Source organism: Desulfococcus sp., assembly GCF_041737845.1.
In the GTDB taxonomy this organism is placed as follows: domain Bacteria; phylum Desulfobacterota; class Desulfobacteria; order Desulfobacterales; family Desulfococcaceae; genus Desulfococcus.
In genome coordinates, this window is the sequence record NZ_JBGSQX010000078.1 from 1 (window position 1) to 13,608 (window position 13,608).

Genomic DNA, 13,608 nt, shown 5'->3' on the forward strand with positions numbered 1-13,608 from the left:
CGTGCCGATACAACGCCACATGATCGTTGATGATCTGAGCACCCTCTGGGAGAAATGGAATGCAACTTTGAAGCATCTTCGAGCCTCCATATTGTTGCATTCATAAATACCATATATTTCTACCCTGATCAAGTAAATTCAGTTGTTTATTTGCTTGGGGTCAAGAGCTCTGAAATTGGGGATCCCGGTCAGGCTGAAGGTCTGGGCGAAGGTCTCGACGCTGCCCTTCATGTATCCGAGGCCCAGGAACAGAAAGCCGAACCCGATGACAAGCCGGCTGGCGAAGCACGGCTTGGTGGCCGGCCTGAAAAGGATGAGGCCGACGGCCCCGATGCCGATGAACGGGAGGGCGAAGCTCTCTATCGTGACCTTGAACCCGATGGTGGCGACGATCCAGGCCGTGACGGTCGTGCCGATGTTGGAGCCCATGATGACGCCGATGGCGTTCTCCATGCGCATCACCCCGGCGCCGACAAACGCCAGCACCATGAGAGAGACGGCCGAACTGCTCTGCAGGAAGGCGGTCACCATGAAGCCGCTCCCGATGGACCGCAGCCGCCCCGTGGTGTACATCCGGATGATCCGCCGGAACGCCCTCCCCGAAAGGGACCTCACCGATTCCTCGATCAGGAGCATCCCGAACAGGAAGATGCCCAGTCCCGCCATCAATTTCCAAACGTCCAGTCCGCCGGCCATCACCGCCTCTGCAAATCGGCATTCTAAGAGAACATCAACTGTTACCTGAGCCCCAGCCCATAAAACCGGTTCACCATCCGGGGGATAGAATCGCGCTCATGGTAAGCGAATCGTGTCTGAAAATCAACCCGAATCCGGGTCTCCGGGCTATCCGGCGAGGCCGGCGGGTCACAGCCCGGCGGCCCACCGCGCGGCCGAAGCGATGGCGATGGCCAGGGAGAAGCTCAGGAGGGTTCCGATCAGGATATACTCTGCCAGCTTCTGCTGCTTGGCCTCTTCGAAGCGGAGAATGGATTTTGCGGCGAACAGGAAGCCGATGGCCATGGGCTGATCGATGAAAATGAACAGGAAAATGATGCACCGCTCCAACTGGCCGATCATCTTCCCGCCGTTCCGCAGCCCCTCCAGGGCGATCCCGTTCTCGACGATGAGGCGCCCGGCCACCTTGGCGACCAGGAAGCCCGCCCCGCGGACGCAGGCGACGAATCCGGCCGCCACGATCAGGGGGGCGTAGCCGACGCCGTCGAATGCGGGCATCCAGGAGAAGCGGACCATGATCCAGGCCAGGGCGGCCAGGGTGGCGACGTGCACGATCTGGTCCACGACGAACACCGCCGCGCCGTCGCTCCCCGAGCGCTGCTTGCCCAGGTCGGTCAGGGTGTGGACGGCGAACACATACGCCGGCGCCTGCCAGCATGCCCAGGCCTGGAGCATGAAATAGCTCGCCGCCGCGTGGATGACCCCGTGCAGCATCAGGAACGCCGGCCGGTCTTTATGCCGCACCAGGGCGTCGGTCTGCAGCAGGAAATCCGCGAACACATGGGCGGCGATCAGCACCGCGGCAATCTTTTCCATCATCCGCCTCCCAGGCTTCGGCCGGTAATAAAAGCCATGCGTTTTGATCCAGCCAAACGAAAGCTTTCAAACTTGCAATAGATCTAAGCAATCTCTTGAACTTGCTAAATCGCCGTCTCGATCCAATGGAGGACATCCGTCACCGTGCGCCAGTGGGCCCGGGCGAGGGCGTCGCCGACCGCCTGGCGGCTGGGCGGCCTGCCGGTTGTTCCCACCGGCGGCCAGAGGCTTGCGATCTCCTCCTGCGTCAATCCCCTGAGGGCGCCGTTCACCGCCCGCGACTCTGCGGGGGTCCAGTCCCCCACGATGCAGTCCAGGAGGGGAACGGCGGCGGCCGCAAGGCACTTCAGGGGCTCGGGCGGCCCGTCCCCCGCGTCGATCGCGAAGCACCGCCCGCCCATGGCGTCGAGGCCCTTTCCGGAGCGGGTGAACGCCGGTCCGCGGGAATCGGAGATCCTTCGGGTGGAGATCAGCTCCACCGGGCCGATGCCGATGGAGACCCGGGTATCGTATTTGGCTCCGGCATCGGATTCGAGCTTGAGGGCGGTCCTGAAAAAGAGGGCGGCCCGGACGGCCAGGGCCGGCTGTTCGAGGAGGAGCTGCCAGCTGTCGTGGCGGAAGGTATCCATGGGCCCGACGACGGCGCGGGGATGCCCGGCCGCGAGGTCGTCCGCGGCCCGCCTCAGGATCTCCATGGCCCCGGCGCTGCCTGCGGCGGAGAGCCGCGAAGACCCCACCAGATCGCCCGTCAGGGCGGCGTAGATCTTCCCGTTGCGGTGCATCCACTCCCTCATGGTTCGGGCGGATCCGGCGGATGCCTCCGGCCGGCGCCCGGATCGACGATCAGCCCGTCTCGGGGCTGATGAGCCTGACTGTCGGAAGAAAATTCCGGTAATTGACGACACTCCGGGTGATGAGCGGCATGTCGAGGATGGCGGCATGGGCGCCGATGAAGAAGTCCGGCAGGGGCGAATGCTTGGGGCCTTTTTTGCGGCGGTAGTTCAGAAAGGCCTTCCCGGCCAGGAAGAGCGCCTCCTTCGGCATTTCCAGCATCTTGAAGCCGCCCCGGGCGATGGCCCATTCTAAATCTTCAATCCGCTCGAAGCCCATGGACAATTCGGCGTAGACAACGGGGTTGATGTGGAGGGTCGTTATCGCGCCGTATTCGCCCAGCACCCGGAGAGACCATTCCGCCCAGACGGGATTGTCGAGAAAGATGTCCAGGATGACGTCGGAATCAACCAGAACACCCTCCACGGCCGCCCCCTCCCCTATCTTCTCGTCAAGGCCAGGATCTCGTCGGTCGTCATCCGGACGGTGGCGACGCCCCTCAGCCCGGAGAATCGGTCTCCCCGCTTTCCCGGACCTCTGCGCGTGACGATGTACACACGCTCGTTTTCCTCGACAAAATCGACCTCTGTGGCGGGCGTGATGCCGAGTTTTTCTCGAATATGCTGGGGAATGGTAACCTGGCCCTTCGTGGTGACGCGCATCCCACACCTCCGTGATGAAGTAATACCGGTAATACCGATACCAGAATGCGTGGTGAGCGTCAACTCAAAAGGCGACGGCCGCTAGACGACAATCCGCATCACCAGATAGAGTTCCCAGACGACGATCAGGGCGAATATCAGCGCAAAGTAGTTGAGCAGGTGCCGCGCGTGCAGGCGGAACTTCCGCATGAACGCGTAATTGAGAATCAGGACAATAAAAACCGACACCACCGTCAGCCCGTATTTGGCCCAGATGAAGGCGTATTCGTTGATCTCGATGAAATAGGCCATCACCGGGTTGATCTCCACGGCGCCGTGGCCCAGCAGGAACAGGGTCAAAAAGGCGTCGGTGACGCTCAGCAGCAGGACGATGATGCATGCCACGCCGATCGATGTTCCGTATTGATCCATGAGGGCGAACCTGCGCCGGTCGTCCTGGCGGCGCGGCTGGCGGCGGCGGCGGTAAACGAGCATGTCCCTGAGGGACGGGAGTTTCCGCTGCCTTCGGTCGCGGCCGGATCGTCTTTCCATGCCGTCATACGGGTTCGGCGGGGGAGTGTCATTCATGAAGCAAATCTTTCACTATCTTGAAGTAGCCTGGCCGGATCCAGCGTGTCGAAGCATGCGGCATGCCGGCCCCGGACGGATTCTCGAAGGGACCTTAGCATGCGTTGGAAAGGCTGCTCAAGGGAAAAGCGACATCCGGCCGCAGGAACCGGCCCGGCGGCCGGACGGGGGCCATGGCGCAGCGCCGGTTTCCCCCCTCATCGGGCAAGCGTCTCCCCGAGAAACTCCGTGAACCGTTTCCAGGACTTCCTGTCGGCGTCCTCCCGGTACCGTTCGGTGCCGAACACGGTAAAGGCGTGCGGCGCGCCGCCGTAGGTGATCATTTCGTGGGGCACGCCTTTTTCCTCCAGGGCGCGGGCAAGCGCTGCGAATTGATCCATGCTGACGCTCTGATCGGCGGTGCCGTGCAGGACCAGGAGCCGGCCCCGGGTCCCCGCATAGTCCTGGCCCTCGGGAAGGTCCAGCCCGCCGTGGAAGGCGACAAAGCCCTTCAGGTCCGCCCCCGAACGCGCCAATTCGAGGACGGCGGCGCCGCCGAAACAGTATCCCATGGCAACGGCGTTATGGATATCGGCTCCTTTGGATTTCGCGGTGTCGAGGGCGCCGTTGAGCAGGGCCCGCATTTTCTTCCGGTCCTGGTAAAGCGCATCCGTTTGCTTGCGCTTGTCCGCCGTTTCGGTCGGCCTCACGCCGGTGCCAAAGAGGTCCGCCGCAAAAACCGCATAGCCCAGGTCCGCCAGCATGTCGGCGCGCTTGACCTCATAATCGGTCAGGCCGTCCCAGTCATGGATCAGCAGGACAAGGGGCGCTTTGGGAGACGGCATGACGAGATATCCCTCGTAAGGCTTTCCGTCAACCGCATAGGGAATCTTCTCTCCGGCGGCGTCGGCATCCGCCGTCCACGCCGCCGTCAATCCAGCCGTCAATCCAATGAGAAGGGCTGAAAAAAGGCAAGTCAGGGTCTTCATGTCGATCCTCCCGGTTTATTCGTTCATGATTTCGACAGGTGCCGCACGTGCCCCTCGCGTCATCACCGGGGGTTATGGCTCGATTCTCGTTCCCAGGACATCCAGGAACCTGGCGAGCCACTCGGGATGGGCCGGCCAGGCCGGTGCGGTGACCAGGTTGCCGTCCACGTGGGCCTTGTCCACGGGGATCTCGACGTACCTGCCGCCCGCACGGGTGACATCCGGCCCTACCGCCGGATACGCCGTGCAGGACCGCCCTTCGAGAACCCCGGCCGCGGCCATCACCTGGAGGCCGTGGCATATGGACGCGATGGGCTTGCCCGCTGCCGAAAAATGCCGCACGATGTCCAGCACCGTCTCGTTCAACCGGATATACTCGGGTGCGCGTCCGCCGGGAATCACCAGTGCATCGTACGCTTTGGGATCGACCCCGTCGAACGCGGCGTTCAGCGTGAAGTTGTGCCCCGGCTTTTCGCTGTAGGTCTGATCGCCCTCGAAATCGTGCACCGCGGTCCGCACCGTCTCGCCCGCCTTCTTCCCGGGGCAGACCGCATGGACGGTATGCCCGACCATTGAAAGGGCCTGGAATGGGACCATCACTTCGTAGTCTTCTACGTAATCACCGACCAGCATCAAGATCTTTTTCGCGCTCATCATGACCTCCTTTCATAGTTGGACCGGTTAAAAAAACAGTCGGCCGCCGTTACCTGGATGCCTCCGGCCTTGACTCGCCGGCCCGCCCCGGGCCGTTCATGACGCTCCCCGAGGGGAGGCTCCGGGCCGGCGGGATCTTTTTCCCCGCGCTTTTCACGGCCCTGGCCGTCCAGGTGTTGCACGTGTTCATACAGGAATAGGTTCCCACCGCCCGATAAAACTGACTATCCCCGTATATGCCCGCCTCCAGGGGGCATATATTGCCGCCTGTGTCTCTTGCGAAGCTTTGCAGGATGAACTTTTTCAGGCTTTCGAAGCCCTCCGTCCGAACAGGCAGCGCGACGACCTCGCTCCCGGAAAAATAGTCCTCCGGAGAGCCGGCGACGGCGACCACGTGGAGGACGGCGGCGGTGGGCCAGAAGAGCGCCTTCACGGCCAGGCCCGAGGTGACCCTCCTGGCGCGGTAGAAGCCTTCGTCCCCCCACCCGAACTCGAAGTACGTCGCCTCCCCGAAGCGATCCCTCAGGCCCGGCGCTTCCTCGTTCAACTCCGGGGCCGGAAAGATGACGCCCGTGTGCCGTCCATGATTGACAATATAAATTCTTTTCGAGGAGATGCCACTTTCCGCCTTAAATTCCGGCAAGACGACATGCGGCTTCGCAGAGCAGGCCGACAGGATCGCCACGGCCGCCGCCAGCGCCATACCGATCAGCGGGAAGAATATCCCAGAGGCGCCGCCGGTGGTCCTCCCCTTGCGGGATGCATGCGACAATGCGTTCATCTTGATGCGTATCCTACCGGCGTTGTTCATGGGGTTGATACCCCAGCGCTCCTTGCCACACTGCAATCCGTCGGAAAAAGGCCCTTCTCCCGCCGCTGCAAGGATGGTGTTCGGGTATCCAACCATACCGGATTTTGTAAAAAAATAATATGGTTTTGATATCCTGCAAAAAATATATCAAGCCGGGAAAAAAAGCATGCGCGTTTAACACGGACGTAACACAACCATTATAAGTTTTATTATTTTCGCGATTGCGGATGAAGCGACCGCAAACCAGGAGCGACTGAACTTCGATGAAACTGAATCAGAAGTGGATGCAGCGTATCAGCACGATTAAGTATGCATTTCAACCCATCGTCAACATTCATACGGGAGTATGCTGCGGGTATGAAGCCCTGCTGCGAAATTACAAAGCCGCGGGGTTTGACGCCATCGGCGATCTCTTCGACGAAGCCTTCTTGGAGCGTGTGCTGCCTGCCGTTGACCGGCTGCTGTTTAAAAAGGTCCTGGCCAAGTTCAGGCAGATTCCATGGAATAGCCGGACACGGTTGTTTTACAATCTGGACAACCGGATTTTCGATTTCATGAACCCTGATCCGGAGAAGCCCTTCAAGGAGATAAAGCGGTTTGAAAGCCTGGTGAACAACGTTTGTTTTGAAATCTCGGAGCGGCACCAGCTCACCGATGTCAATCGGGCGATGGGAATGCTCGATGCGTTCCGCCGAGAAGGGTTCCGGGTAGCAGTGGATGACTGCGGATCCGGTTTTTCAGGGCTGAAGCTCCTGTACCACACCCAGCCCGATTTCATCAAAATTGATCGGTTTTTCATTCAGGATATTGAAAACGATCGCAAAAAAAAAATGTTTGTTTCAAGCATCGTCAACATCGCGCACCTGATGGGCAGTTCCGTCGTCGCCGAAGGCGTGGAGACCCCCCAAGAGTATTACCAATGCAGAGACATGGGTTGCGACCTGGTTCAGGGATACCTTGTGCAGCGGCCTCTGCTGGAATTGAATCAACTCATGACGGTTTACGACCATATCCGTGAGATCAATGAACAAGACAAGCGTCAACACGCCCAAGACGACCAGGCGCTGATCATCAACAAGATGGAAGATCTCGAACCGATACACTGCAGCACCAGCATCCTCGACGCTTTCGAAGCGTTCAGGAAGAACAAGTTCAGCGGATTCTTCCCGATCGTCAACGACAACGGCGAACCCCTGGGAGTGATCCGGGAGGTCATGCTCAAGGATTACACCTACTCGCGATTCGGCCGCCAGCTTCTCGAAAACCCCGCCTTCGGCGGACGGATCGACAGGTTCATCAACAAATTCCCCATTGCCGACATCCACTCATCGGTGGAAAAAATCCTGGAGATCTACTCGAACAACGACACCATGGAAGGCATCCTGATTGTCGACAGCATGAAATATGTAGGGTTTTTAAGCGCCCGATCCCTCCTGAAGGTGATCAACGAAAAAAACATAGCAGTTGCAAGAGATCAGAATCCCCTGACAAAACTGCCTGGAAACACGATGATCTATGAATACGTGTCCATGGCGCTGCAGGACATGACATCCACGTATCACCTGATCTATTTTGACTTTGACCATTTTAAGGCCTACAACGACAAATATGGATTCCGAAACGGCGACCGGTTGATTCTTCTCTTCTCCGATCTCCTGAAGTCATGGACGGCGCCATCAGCCTATTTCGCAGGCCATGTGGGGGGCGATGACTTTTTCATGGGCATCCGCGGCGCCGCCATGGCCCGCGTCCGGGGCGAGGTCTGCGCCCTGGCGGATCGACTGCGGCGAAATGCGGAAAGCTTCTACGACGCGGAGGCGATTCGAAACGGGTGCATCATATCGGCGGACAGGGACGGGACGGTCCGGAAATTTCCCCTTCTCACGGTTTCTTCCGTCATTCTTGAATTGCCTTCCGCGGCCCAGCGGATCCATTCACCGGAGGACGTGAGCAACATCATGGCTCAGCTCAAAAAGGACGCCAAAAATTCCAGGGATAAAATCGCATACGCAAGCCTTCAGGATTTCTGCCACTCCGAACCGGTCCCCCGGCCGCCTTCCGTTTCCGCGGAGAGGACTCAAGACACTCATCCGGGACGGGTCATGATCCGAGGCGCGGTCGTCACCCCCGCGACCGGGGACGTGTTTTAGCCCGCCGCCGTTCAAGCGGCGGGCCGTCTCTGTTGTCCTCCCCACTGCGGCCGGCCCTACAGCAGGTTGATGGCCGTCTCCGAAAGGCTTGAACGCTCCCCTTTTTCCAGGTTGATATGCGCGTAAAGCGCCTGGCCCTTCATTTTTTCGATCAGATAGCTCAATCCGTTTGACTGGGCATCGAGATAGGGGTGGTCGATCTGATAGATATCGCCGGTAAAGACGATCTTGGTGCCTTCGCCGGCCCGCGTGATGATTGTTTTGATTTCATGGGGCGTCAGGTTCTGCGCCTCATCGACGATGAAAAAGATATTCACCAGGCTCCGCCCGCGGATGTACGAAAGCGGGGCGATGTCGATCTTCTTGGCGTCGAGCAGCTCCCGGATTTTACCGAACCGCGGGCTGCTCTGTTGGAACTGGTTCTGAATGACCGTGAGGTTGTCATAGAGGGGCTGCATGTAAGGGTCGAGCTTTGAGTGGATATCGCCGGGCAGGTAACCGATGTCCTTGTTGCTGAGCGGCACGGTGGGGCGGGCGATGTAGATCTGCCGGTAAAGCTTCCGCTTCTCCAGAGCTGCGGCCAGGGCCAGCAGCGTTTTTCCCGTGCCGGCCTTCCCGGTGATGCTCACCAGCGAGATCTCCGGATTGACCAGGGCGTTCAGGGCGAAGGCCTGCTCCGCGTTTCGCGCCGAAATCCCATAGCATGAAATCTTTTCCACCCGCTGGATTTTCTTGGTAAACGGGTTGTAATTGGCGAGGGCGGACTTCCGGCCGTTTCGCATGATGATGTATTCGTTGGAAATAAGCTCTTCCTTCAGGTCGATGGCCGAGACGTCGATTTCAAACGGGGTTTGATAGAGCTGATCGATCACCGACTCCGCAATCTTTTCCTGGATGCGCTTGCCCTGGTAGAGCCCGGAGAGATCCTTGACGTGGTCGGAGGTATAATCCTCGGCCATCAGACCGATGGACTTGGCCTTCATGCGAAGATTGACATCCTTGGTGACCAGGATGACGCGGCCCGGAGCATGCTCCTGGGCCAGCTGATAGGCGGTGTTCAGGATGTGATGGTCCGGTTTGTGGGCGGAGAAATTGGCGGCCAGTTTTTCATGGAATTCCCGTTCGAGCTGTATGCGTATCCTGCCGTTGTCCGGGCTGATGGGGATGCCGCCGTTGAATATCTTGTCGGTGCTGATGGCGTCCAGGGACCTCAGAAACATGCGGGCCTGGATGTTGATCGTCTCATTCCCACGCTTGAACTGGTCGAGTTCTTCGATCACCGTGATCGGGATGACAAGATCATGTTTTTCAAAGTGGTAGATGCAGGAGCTGTCATGGAGAATAACGTTGGTGTCGAGGATAAAAAGCTTTTTCTTTTTTGGCATAGGATAATCTCCACGCATTCAATCGACCGGCCCGGAAGGCGGGGCGGCCGTCAGTGTTGATCCGGCCCGGGGCGCCGGACGGTTCGTGTGTTTTCTCAAAGATCGGCAGCCGCCGTCCCCGGGGACTCTGGACATCGGCCGCGGGGGCACCGATGGCGCTCCGCAAAAGGGAGGTCTCGCCATCCCCATCGGGTGTTCGGCGGCCTGTGGAATGTCATTTCAGAATGAATCATGAGCGCTCCCGATGCGGCAGATGGACGTGACGGGGCGGGGCAAAAGCGCATGAAGCCCGCCATAACGGCGTTGAAACGATTGAGGTCCGCTCACGGACTTTCAACCATCTTAGATCAGAAATGTTAGGAAAGCATTAACGGGGATGGAAATCCCGGGAGACAAGTGCCCCTTCCCCTCCGCATCCGGTCTCCCGGAGGCGGCGGGCTATAATTCTCCTTTGATTTCATTCAGAATTTTTTCATTGTAAAGATTTTCGATCTCCACCACGAAAAAGAGTTCGTTGCTCCTGACGGCGCTCCTGAAATAGCTTTTTTCCTTTCCGGAGGCATCCCGCTTGAGGGAGGCGATTGCCAAGCCGACGGCCCCGCCTGCGAACCGCCATTCCGTATCGAGCCGCAGGTCGTTCATGGCCTCCAGGGCGAAGAGTTTGTCCACCTGTTTGTCGTGGGACAGGGCATGGGAGTAAATGCCGTCAAAATAGACGGGCTTTCGGGAATTGGGGGGAAGCGTCACCGCCGACCCGGCCTCTCCGTAAGGATAATAGGCGTTCAGAACAAAATGATTGGTGTAGAGATAGAGCCGTCCCCGCGTCATGCCGGCTTTCCGGATGGCTTCGAACAGCGCGATCGACGAGAGCTTGTGATCCGGATGCTTATCCAGGGCGGGATAGGGCGCCACGATGGCGTCCGGCCCTATCTGGCGAAGCAGGTATTCCAGATTTGCCACCAGGGAATGCCAGTCCGCCCCCCCGGTCAGACCACAGCCCAGGGAGGAGACATTCTGCCGCCTGAAGGTGGAGATATCCGAAGCCTGGGTGAAGCGCCCCCGGACCGGCAGGGACCGGCTCCGGTACATGGATGCCAGCGTCGCGTCAAAAAACCCCAGATTGACGATCTGCTCCGACGGGATGCCCCCCAGGAGCGGCACGGTGATGCTGTTCCAGGTCCGCAACTGCCCCTTCTTGAGATACTGCCTTGCCTTGGCCAGGGATATTTCATCATAGTTGTTGGGCCCGGCATCGCCCGCGGTGACCGTGACGATGTGGGACCTCCTGTTGTCGCTGTAAAGTCCGTAGGCGGCAATCTCCGCGTCATCCGGGTGGGGGGCGACAACAAGTATCTTCATGGCGCCGGGGGACGGGTTCCGGAACATGACGAGCTGCACCGTTTGATCCCTGACGGCGGCATATTTTCCCCGGAGCGTAAGGCCCCCCGCACTATCCGGGGGCAGGGAGCTGATGTTGAGGTACCGGATCCCGGCGGCCCCGTGCTCGAGATACTGGGTCACGGAGCGTTTTTCCCCGGCAATCACTATGCGGGGCTGGAAAAGCCTGCCCGACCATGCGGCATCGACGTCCACCTTCAGGAAGGCCGTGTGGTCGCTGCCATGGCGGCGGGAAAGGACGACGCGCCCATCCCTGAGCGGAAGGTCGGTGACGATCGCACCGGAACGGCGGAAATCATAGACATGATCCCGCCGGGTGTCGTAGGCATACATGGAAGACCTCGCCCGGACGGCCCAGACGGCAAGCCAGACGATGGCGGCCGTCACCGCAAGGACGGTGAAGAGAAGAATATGTTTTTTCCGTGGCATCTGTCTGCTTTCATCCATGGACAATCCGCCGTCGCCTTTACCGCTTCAGGGTTTTGAGGGAGGTGATGGTGAACAGATCGTCGGGCAGGCTGTCCAGGAATTGGATCTCGATGTATTCGACGGCGGTGAAGGCATCCGTCTCCTCCGCCTTTCGCATGGTCATGCGTCTGGGAAAAATCCGGCCGCTCATCATCTGGAGGCTTTCCGAAACGAGACGCTTCACCGGTCTGCGGTCCTCGTCAAAGAACACCTGCTCCAGGAGCACGAGGTCCTCCCGTATCCGGAGGCGCTGCATGCCCCAGATCACAGGAGCCCGGGGCTTCGGCTCGGAGCGGATGACATAGACGGTTTTCCCCTCATGGCGCTCGGTGCCCTCCAGGAAATGGTCGTAATCGTGGAGCAGGCTGTCGGATTTGGCCAGGTCGTCGTTGGAGAAATCCGATCCCATCCAGGACTGGGACATCATGGAGGGCGGCAGCTTGATCACCCGGTTGACCTTGGGGTTGTAGGTCCACATCTCCCCGCCCTTCTTGAGGGTTCCGTTGCCGCTGTCCCTGGGCGGGGAGACGATCCGGAAGATGCTGTCCCGCTCGCCCTGGGTCCAGCCCCGGAGGGTCATCCGCCGCTCCCAGCCGGGCCGGTGGATGGTCATCTCCACCGTCGAGGCCGAGGATTTTCCCCGCATGTAGTTGAAGGATTCCCGGAGGATGCGCCCGGCGTCGTCTTCGGCCGACGCCCCGGCAAGCCCCAGCCACAGGAGGGTCATGCACCCCATGACCCGGCACCACGCGTTTTTCATGAAATCATTTCCTTATCCGGACCTCTCCGGCGTCATGCCGGTTCGAGGTCGACGTCGAACCGGCCCGCCTTGAACCCGTCCAGGAGGGTCCGGTATTCTCCGATGATCTCCGACACGATCCGGGCCGCCGGCAGGACCTCCCGGATCTGGGCCGAGACCTGGCCGATCTCCAGCTCCCCTTCGTCGAGATCCCCCTCGAACATGCCCCGCTTGGCCCGACCCCGCCCCAGCAGCTCCCGGAGCGCCTCCGTGGACGCGCCCCCGGCATAGGCTTTTTCGACCGACGCATAGAACGGGTTCCGGATCAGGCGGACCGGCGTCAGCTCCTTGAGGGTGAGGACCGTCCCCCCCTCCGGGGTGTCCACCACCTTCCGCTTGAAGGACGGGTGGGCCGAGGATTCCGCTGAGGCCACGAACCGGCTGCCGATCTGAACCCCCTCGGCGCCCAGGACCATGGCCGCCAGCATGGCCCGCCCCGTGCCGATGCCGCCCGCCGCGATGACGGGAATATCGACGCCCGCGACCACCTGAGGGACGAGGCAAAAGGTCGTCGTCTCCTCCCGGCCGTTGTGGCCCCCTGCCTCGAACCCCTCGGCCACCACCGCATCGACGCCGGCGTCCTCGGCCTTTTTCGCGAAGGCTGCGCTGGAGACCACATGGACCACCGTCACCCCGCGGTCCTTGAGCATCCGCGTATATTTGCGGGGATTGCCGGCGGAGGTGAAGACCACGGGCACCCGGGCGGCCAGGATCCGCTCGATGTGTGCGTCCAGGTCCGGGTAGAGGAGCGGGAGGTTCACCCCGAACGGCCTGTCCGTGGCCTTCCTGCACCTGTCGATATGCAGGGCCAGCACGTCGGGGTACATGGAGGCGGCCCCGATGACGCCCAAGCCCCCGGCGTCGGAGACCGCCGACGCCAGTTGCCATGGCGAGCACCAGACCATCCCGGCCTGGATCAGGGGATACCGTATGCCCAAGAGCCGGCAGACGCGGTTGGATGTCGTCATGGACGCCTCCTTGTCATGCAAAATTGCCCGGCAGGCCTTGCGCTTCCGAAGAACCTGCCGCAGTTTATAAGGGTTGATCGCCGGGGACGGGGCTGAACAGACACGGATGGTGTCTGATGTCCCTTCGAATGCCAAGGATAATAATGGAACTCTCGGTATGATACAAGACGCAAATCCAACGGGGAAAAAAGCCTCGCCGGCGTGGCTGATGTCCCAGGCCCGTCACGGCCGGGGATGGATCGCCCTCTCCGTGGGCCTGGGCCTTGCCGGCGGCGGCCTCGTCGTCGCCCAGGCCTACTGCATCTCCCGGATCGTCCACGGCGCGGTCATCTCCGGTCATCCCGGACGGGAGATGGCGCCGCTCTTCGCGGGGCTTGCCGCCGCGGTCGCCGCCCG

At 60.4% G+C, this 13,608-nt stretch carries 15 protein-coding genes; 2 read left to right on the top strand and 13 right to left on the bottom strand.

The window, feature by feature from the left end; translation table 11 throughout:
• Window positions 1-138 precede the first annotated feature (138 nt).
• The 9 genes from ACEW8N_RS08720 to ACEW8N_RS08760 form a co-directional block, all read right to left on the bottom strand.
• Window positions 139-696, bottom strand: a complete 558-nt coding sequence (locus tag ACEW8N_RS08720) for a Na/Pi symporter (protein ID WP_373499424.1) — start codon at window positions 694-696, stop codon at window positions 139-141.
• 168 nt (window positions 697-864) lie between these two features.
• Window positions 865-1,554 (bottom strand): DUF3307 domain-containing protein, encoded by a 690-nt coding sequence (locus tag ACEW8N_RS08725; RefSeq protein ID WP_373499425.1) that lies wholly within the window; start codon window positions 1,552-1,554, stop codon window positions 865-867.
• A 101-nt stretch (window positions 1,555-1,655) separates the two neighbouring features.
• Window positions 1,656-2,333: a hypothetical protein gene (locus tag ACEW8N_RS08730; RefSeq protein WP_373499426.1), complete on the bottom strand. Its 678-nt coding sequence runs from the start codon at window positions 2,331-2,333 to the stop codon at window positions 1,656-1,658.
• A gap of 61 nt (window positions 2,334-2,394) precedes the next feature.
• Window positions 2,395-2,808 (bottom strand): type II toxin-antitoxin system VapC family toxin, encoded by a 414-nt coding sequence (locus ACEW8N_RS08735; RefSeq protein ID WP_373499427.1) that lies wholly within the window; start codon window positions 2,806-2,808, stop codon window positions 2,395-2,397.
• 14 nt (window positions 2,809-2,822) lie between these two features.
• Window positions 2,823-3,044 carry an AbrB/MazE/SpoVT family DNA-binding domain-containing protein gene (locus ACEW8N_RS08740; protein ID WP_373499428.1) on the bottom strand — a complete coding sequence of 74 codons (222 nt, stop codon included), beginning with the start codon at window positions 3,042-3,044 and terminating at the stop codon, window positions 2,823-2,825.
• A gap of 81 nt (window positions 3,045-3,125) precedes the next feature.
• Window positions 3,126-3,611, bottom strand: coding sequence for a DUF5658 family protein (locus ACEW8N_RS08745; RefSeq protein ID WP_373499429.1), 486 nt, complete (start codon window positions 3,609-3,611; stop codon window positions 3,126-3,128).
• Between the two features lie 197 nt (window positions 3,612-3,808).
• On the bottom strand, window positions 3,809-4,579 hold the full coding sequence (locus ACEW8N_RS08750) for a dienelactone hydrolase family protein (RefSeq protein WP_373499430.1): 771 nt from the start codon (window positions 4,577-4,579) through the stop codon (window positions 3,809-3,811).
• 72 nt (window positions 4,580-4,651) lie between these two features.
• Window positions 4,652-5,236 carry a DJ-1/PfpI family protein gene (locus tag ACEW8N_RS08755; protein ID WP_373499431.1) on the bottom strand — a complete coding sequence of 195 codons (585 nt, stop codon included), beginning with the start codon at window positions 5,234-5,236 and terminating at the stop codon, window positions 4,652-4,654.
• Window positions 5,237-5,282: 46 nt separating this feature from the next.
• Window positions 5,283-6,014: a TIGR02117 family protein gene (locus ACEW8N_RS08760; RefSeq protein WP_373499432.1), complete on the bottom strand. Its 732-nt coding sequence runs from the start codon at window positions 6,012-6,014 to the stop codon at window positions 5,283-5,285.
• Between the two features lie 293 nt (window positions 6,015-6,307).
• Here ACEW8N_RS08760 and ACEW8N_RS08765 point away from each other — a divergent pair, with 293 nt between their 5' ends.
• Complete coding sequence (locus ACEW8N_RS08765) at window positions 6,308-8,194, top strand: EAL domain-containing protein (RefSeq protein WP_373499433.1); 1,887 nt, start codon at window positions 6,308-6,310, stop codon at window positions 8,192-8,194.
• A 56-nt stretch (window positions 8,195-8,250) separates the two neighbouring features.
• Here ACEW8N_RS08765 and ACEW8N_RS08770 read toward each other — a convergent pair whose 3' ends face one another.
• The 4 genes from ACEW8N_RS08770 to ACEW8N_RS08785 all read right to left on the bottom strand — a co-directional run bounded on the left by ACEW8N_RS08770 (window position 8,251) and on the right by ACEW8N_RS08785 (window position 13,212).
• Window positions 8,251-9,579, bottom strand: coding sequence for a PhoH family protein (locus tag ACEW8N_RS08770; protein WP_373499434.1), 1,329 nt, complete (start codon window positions 9,577-9,579; stop codon window positions 8,251-8,253).
• A gap of 438 nt (window positions 9,580-10,017) precedes the next feature.
• Window positions 10,018-11,406, bottom strand: a complete 1,389-nt coding sequence (locus ACEW8N_RS08775; RefSeq protein WP_373499435.1) for a PIG-L deacetylase family protein — start codon at window positions 11,404-11,406, stop codon at window positions 10,018-10,020.
• 37 nt (window positions 11,407-11,443) lie between these two features.
• Entirely contained in the window at window positions 11,444-12,205 is a 762-nt protein-coding gene (locus tag ACEW8N_RS08780; RefSeq protein WP_373499436.1) for an outer membrane lipoprotein-sorting protein, read from the bottom strand.
• A gap of 32 nt (window positions 12,206-12,237) precedes the next feature.
• A complete protein-coding gene (locus tag ACEW8N_RS08785; RefSeq protein ID WP_373499437.1) occupies window positions 12,238-13,212 on the bottom strand; it encodes an NAD(P)H-dependent flavin oxidoreductase in 975 nt (324 codons plus the stop codon).
• Between the two features lie 157 nt (window positions 13,213-13,369).
• Between ACEW8N_RS08785 and ACEW8N_RS08790 the strand changes: the two genes are divergently transcribed.
• The coding region (locus ACEW8N_RS08790) for a hypothetical protein (protein ID WP_373499438.1) at window positions 13,370-13,608 on the top strand (239 nt) is incomplete at its 3' end.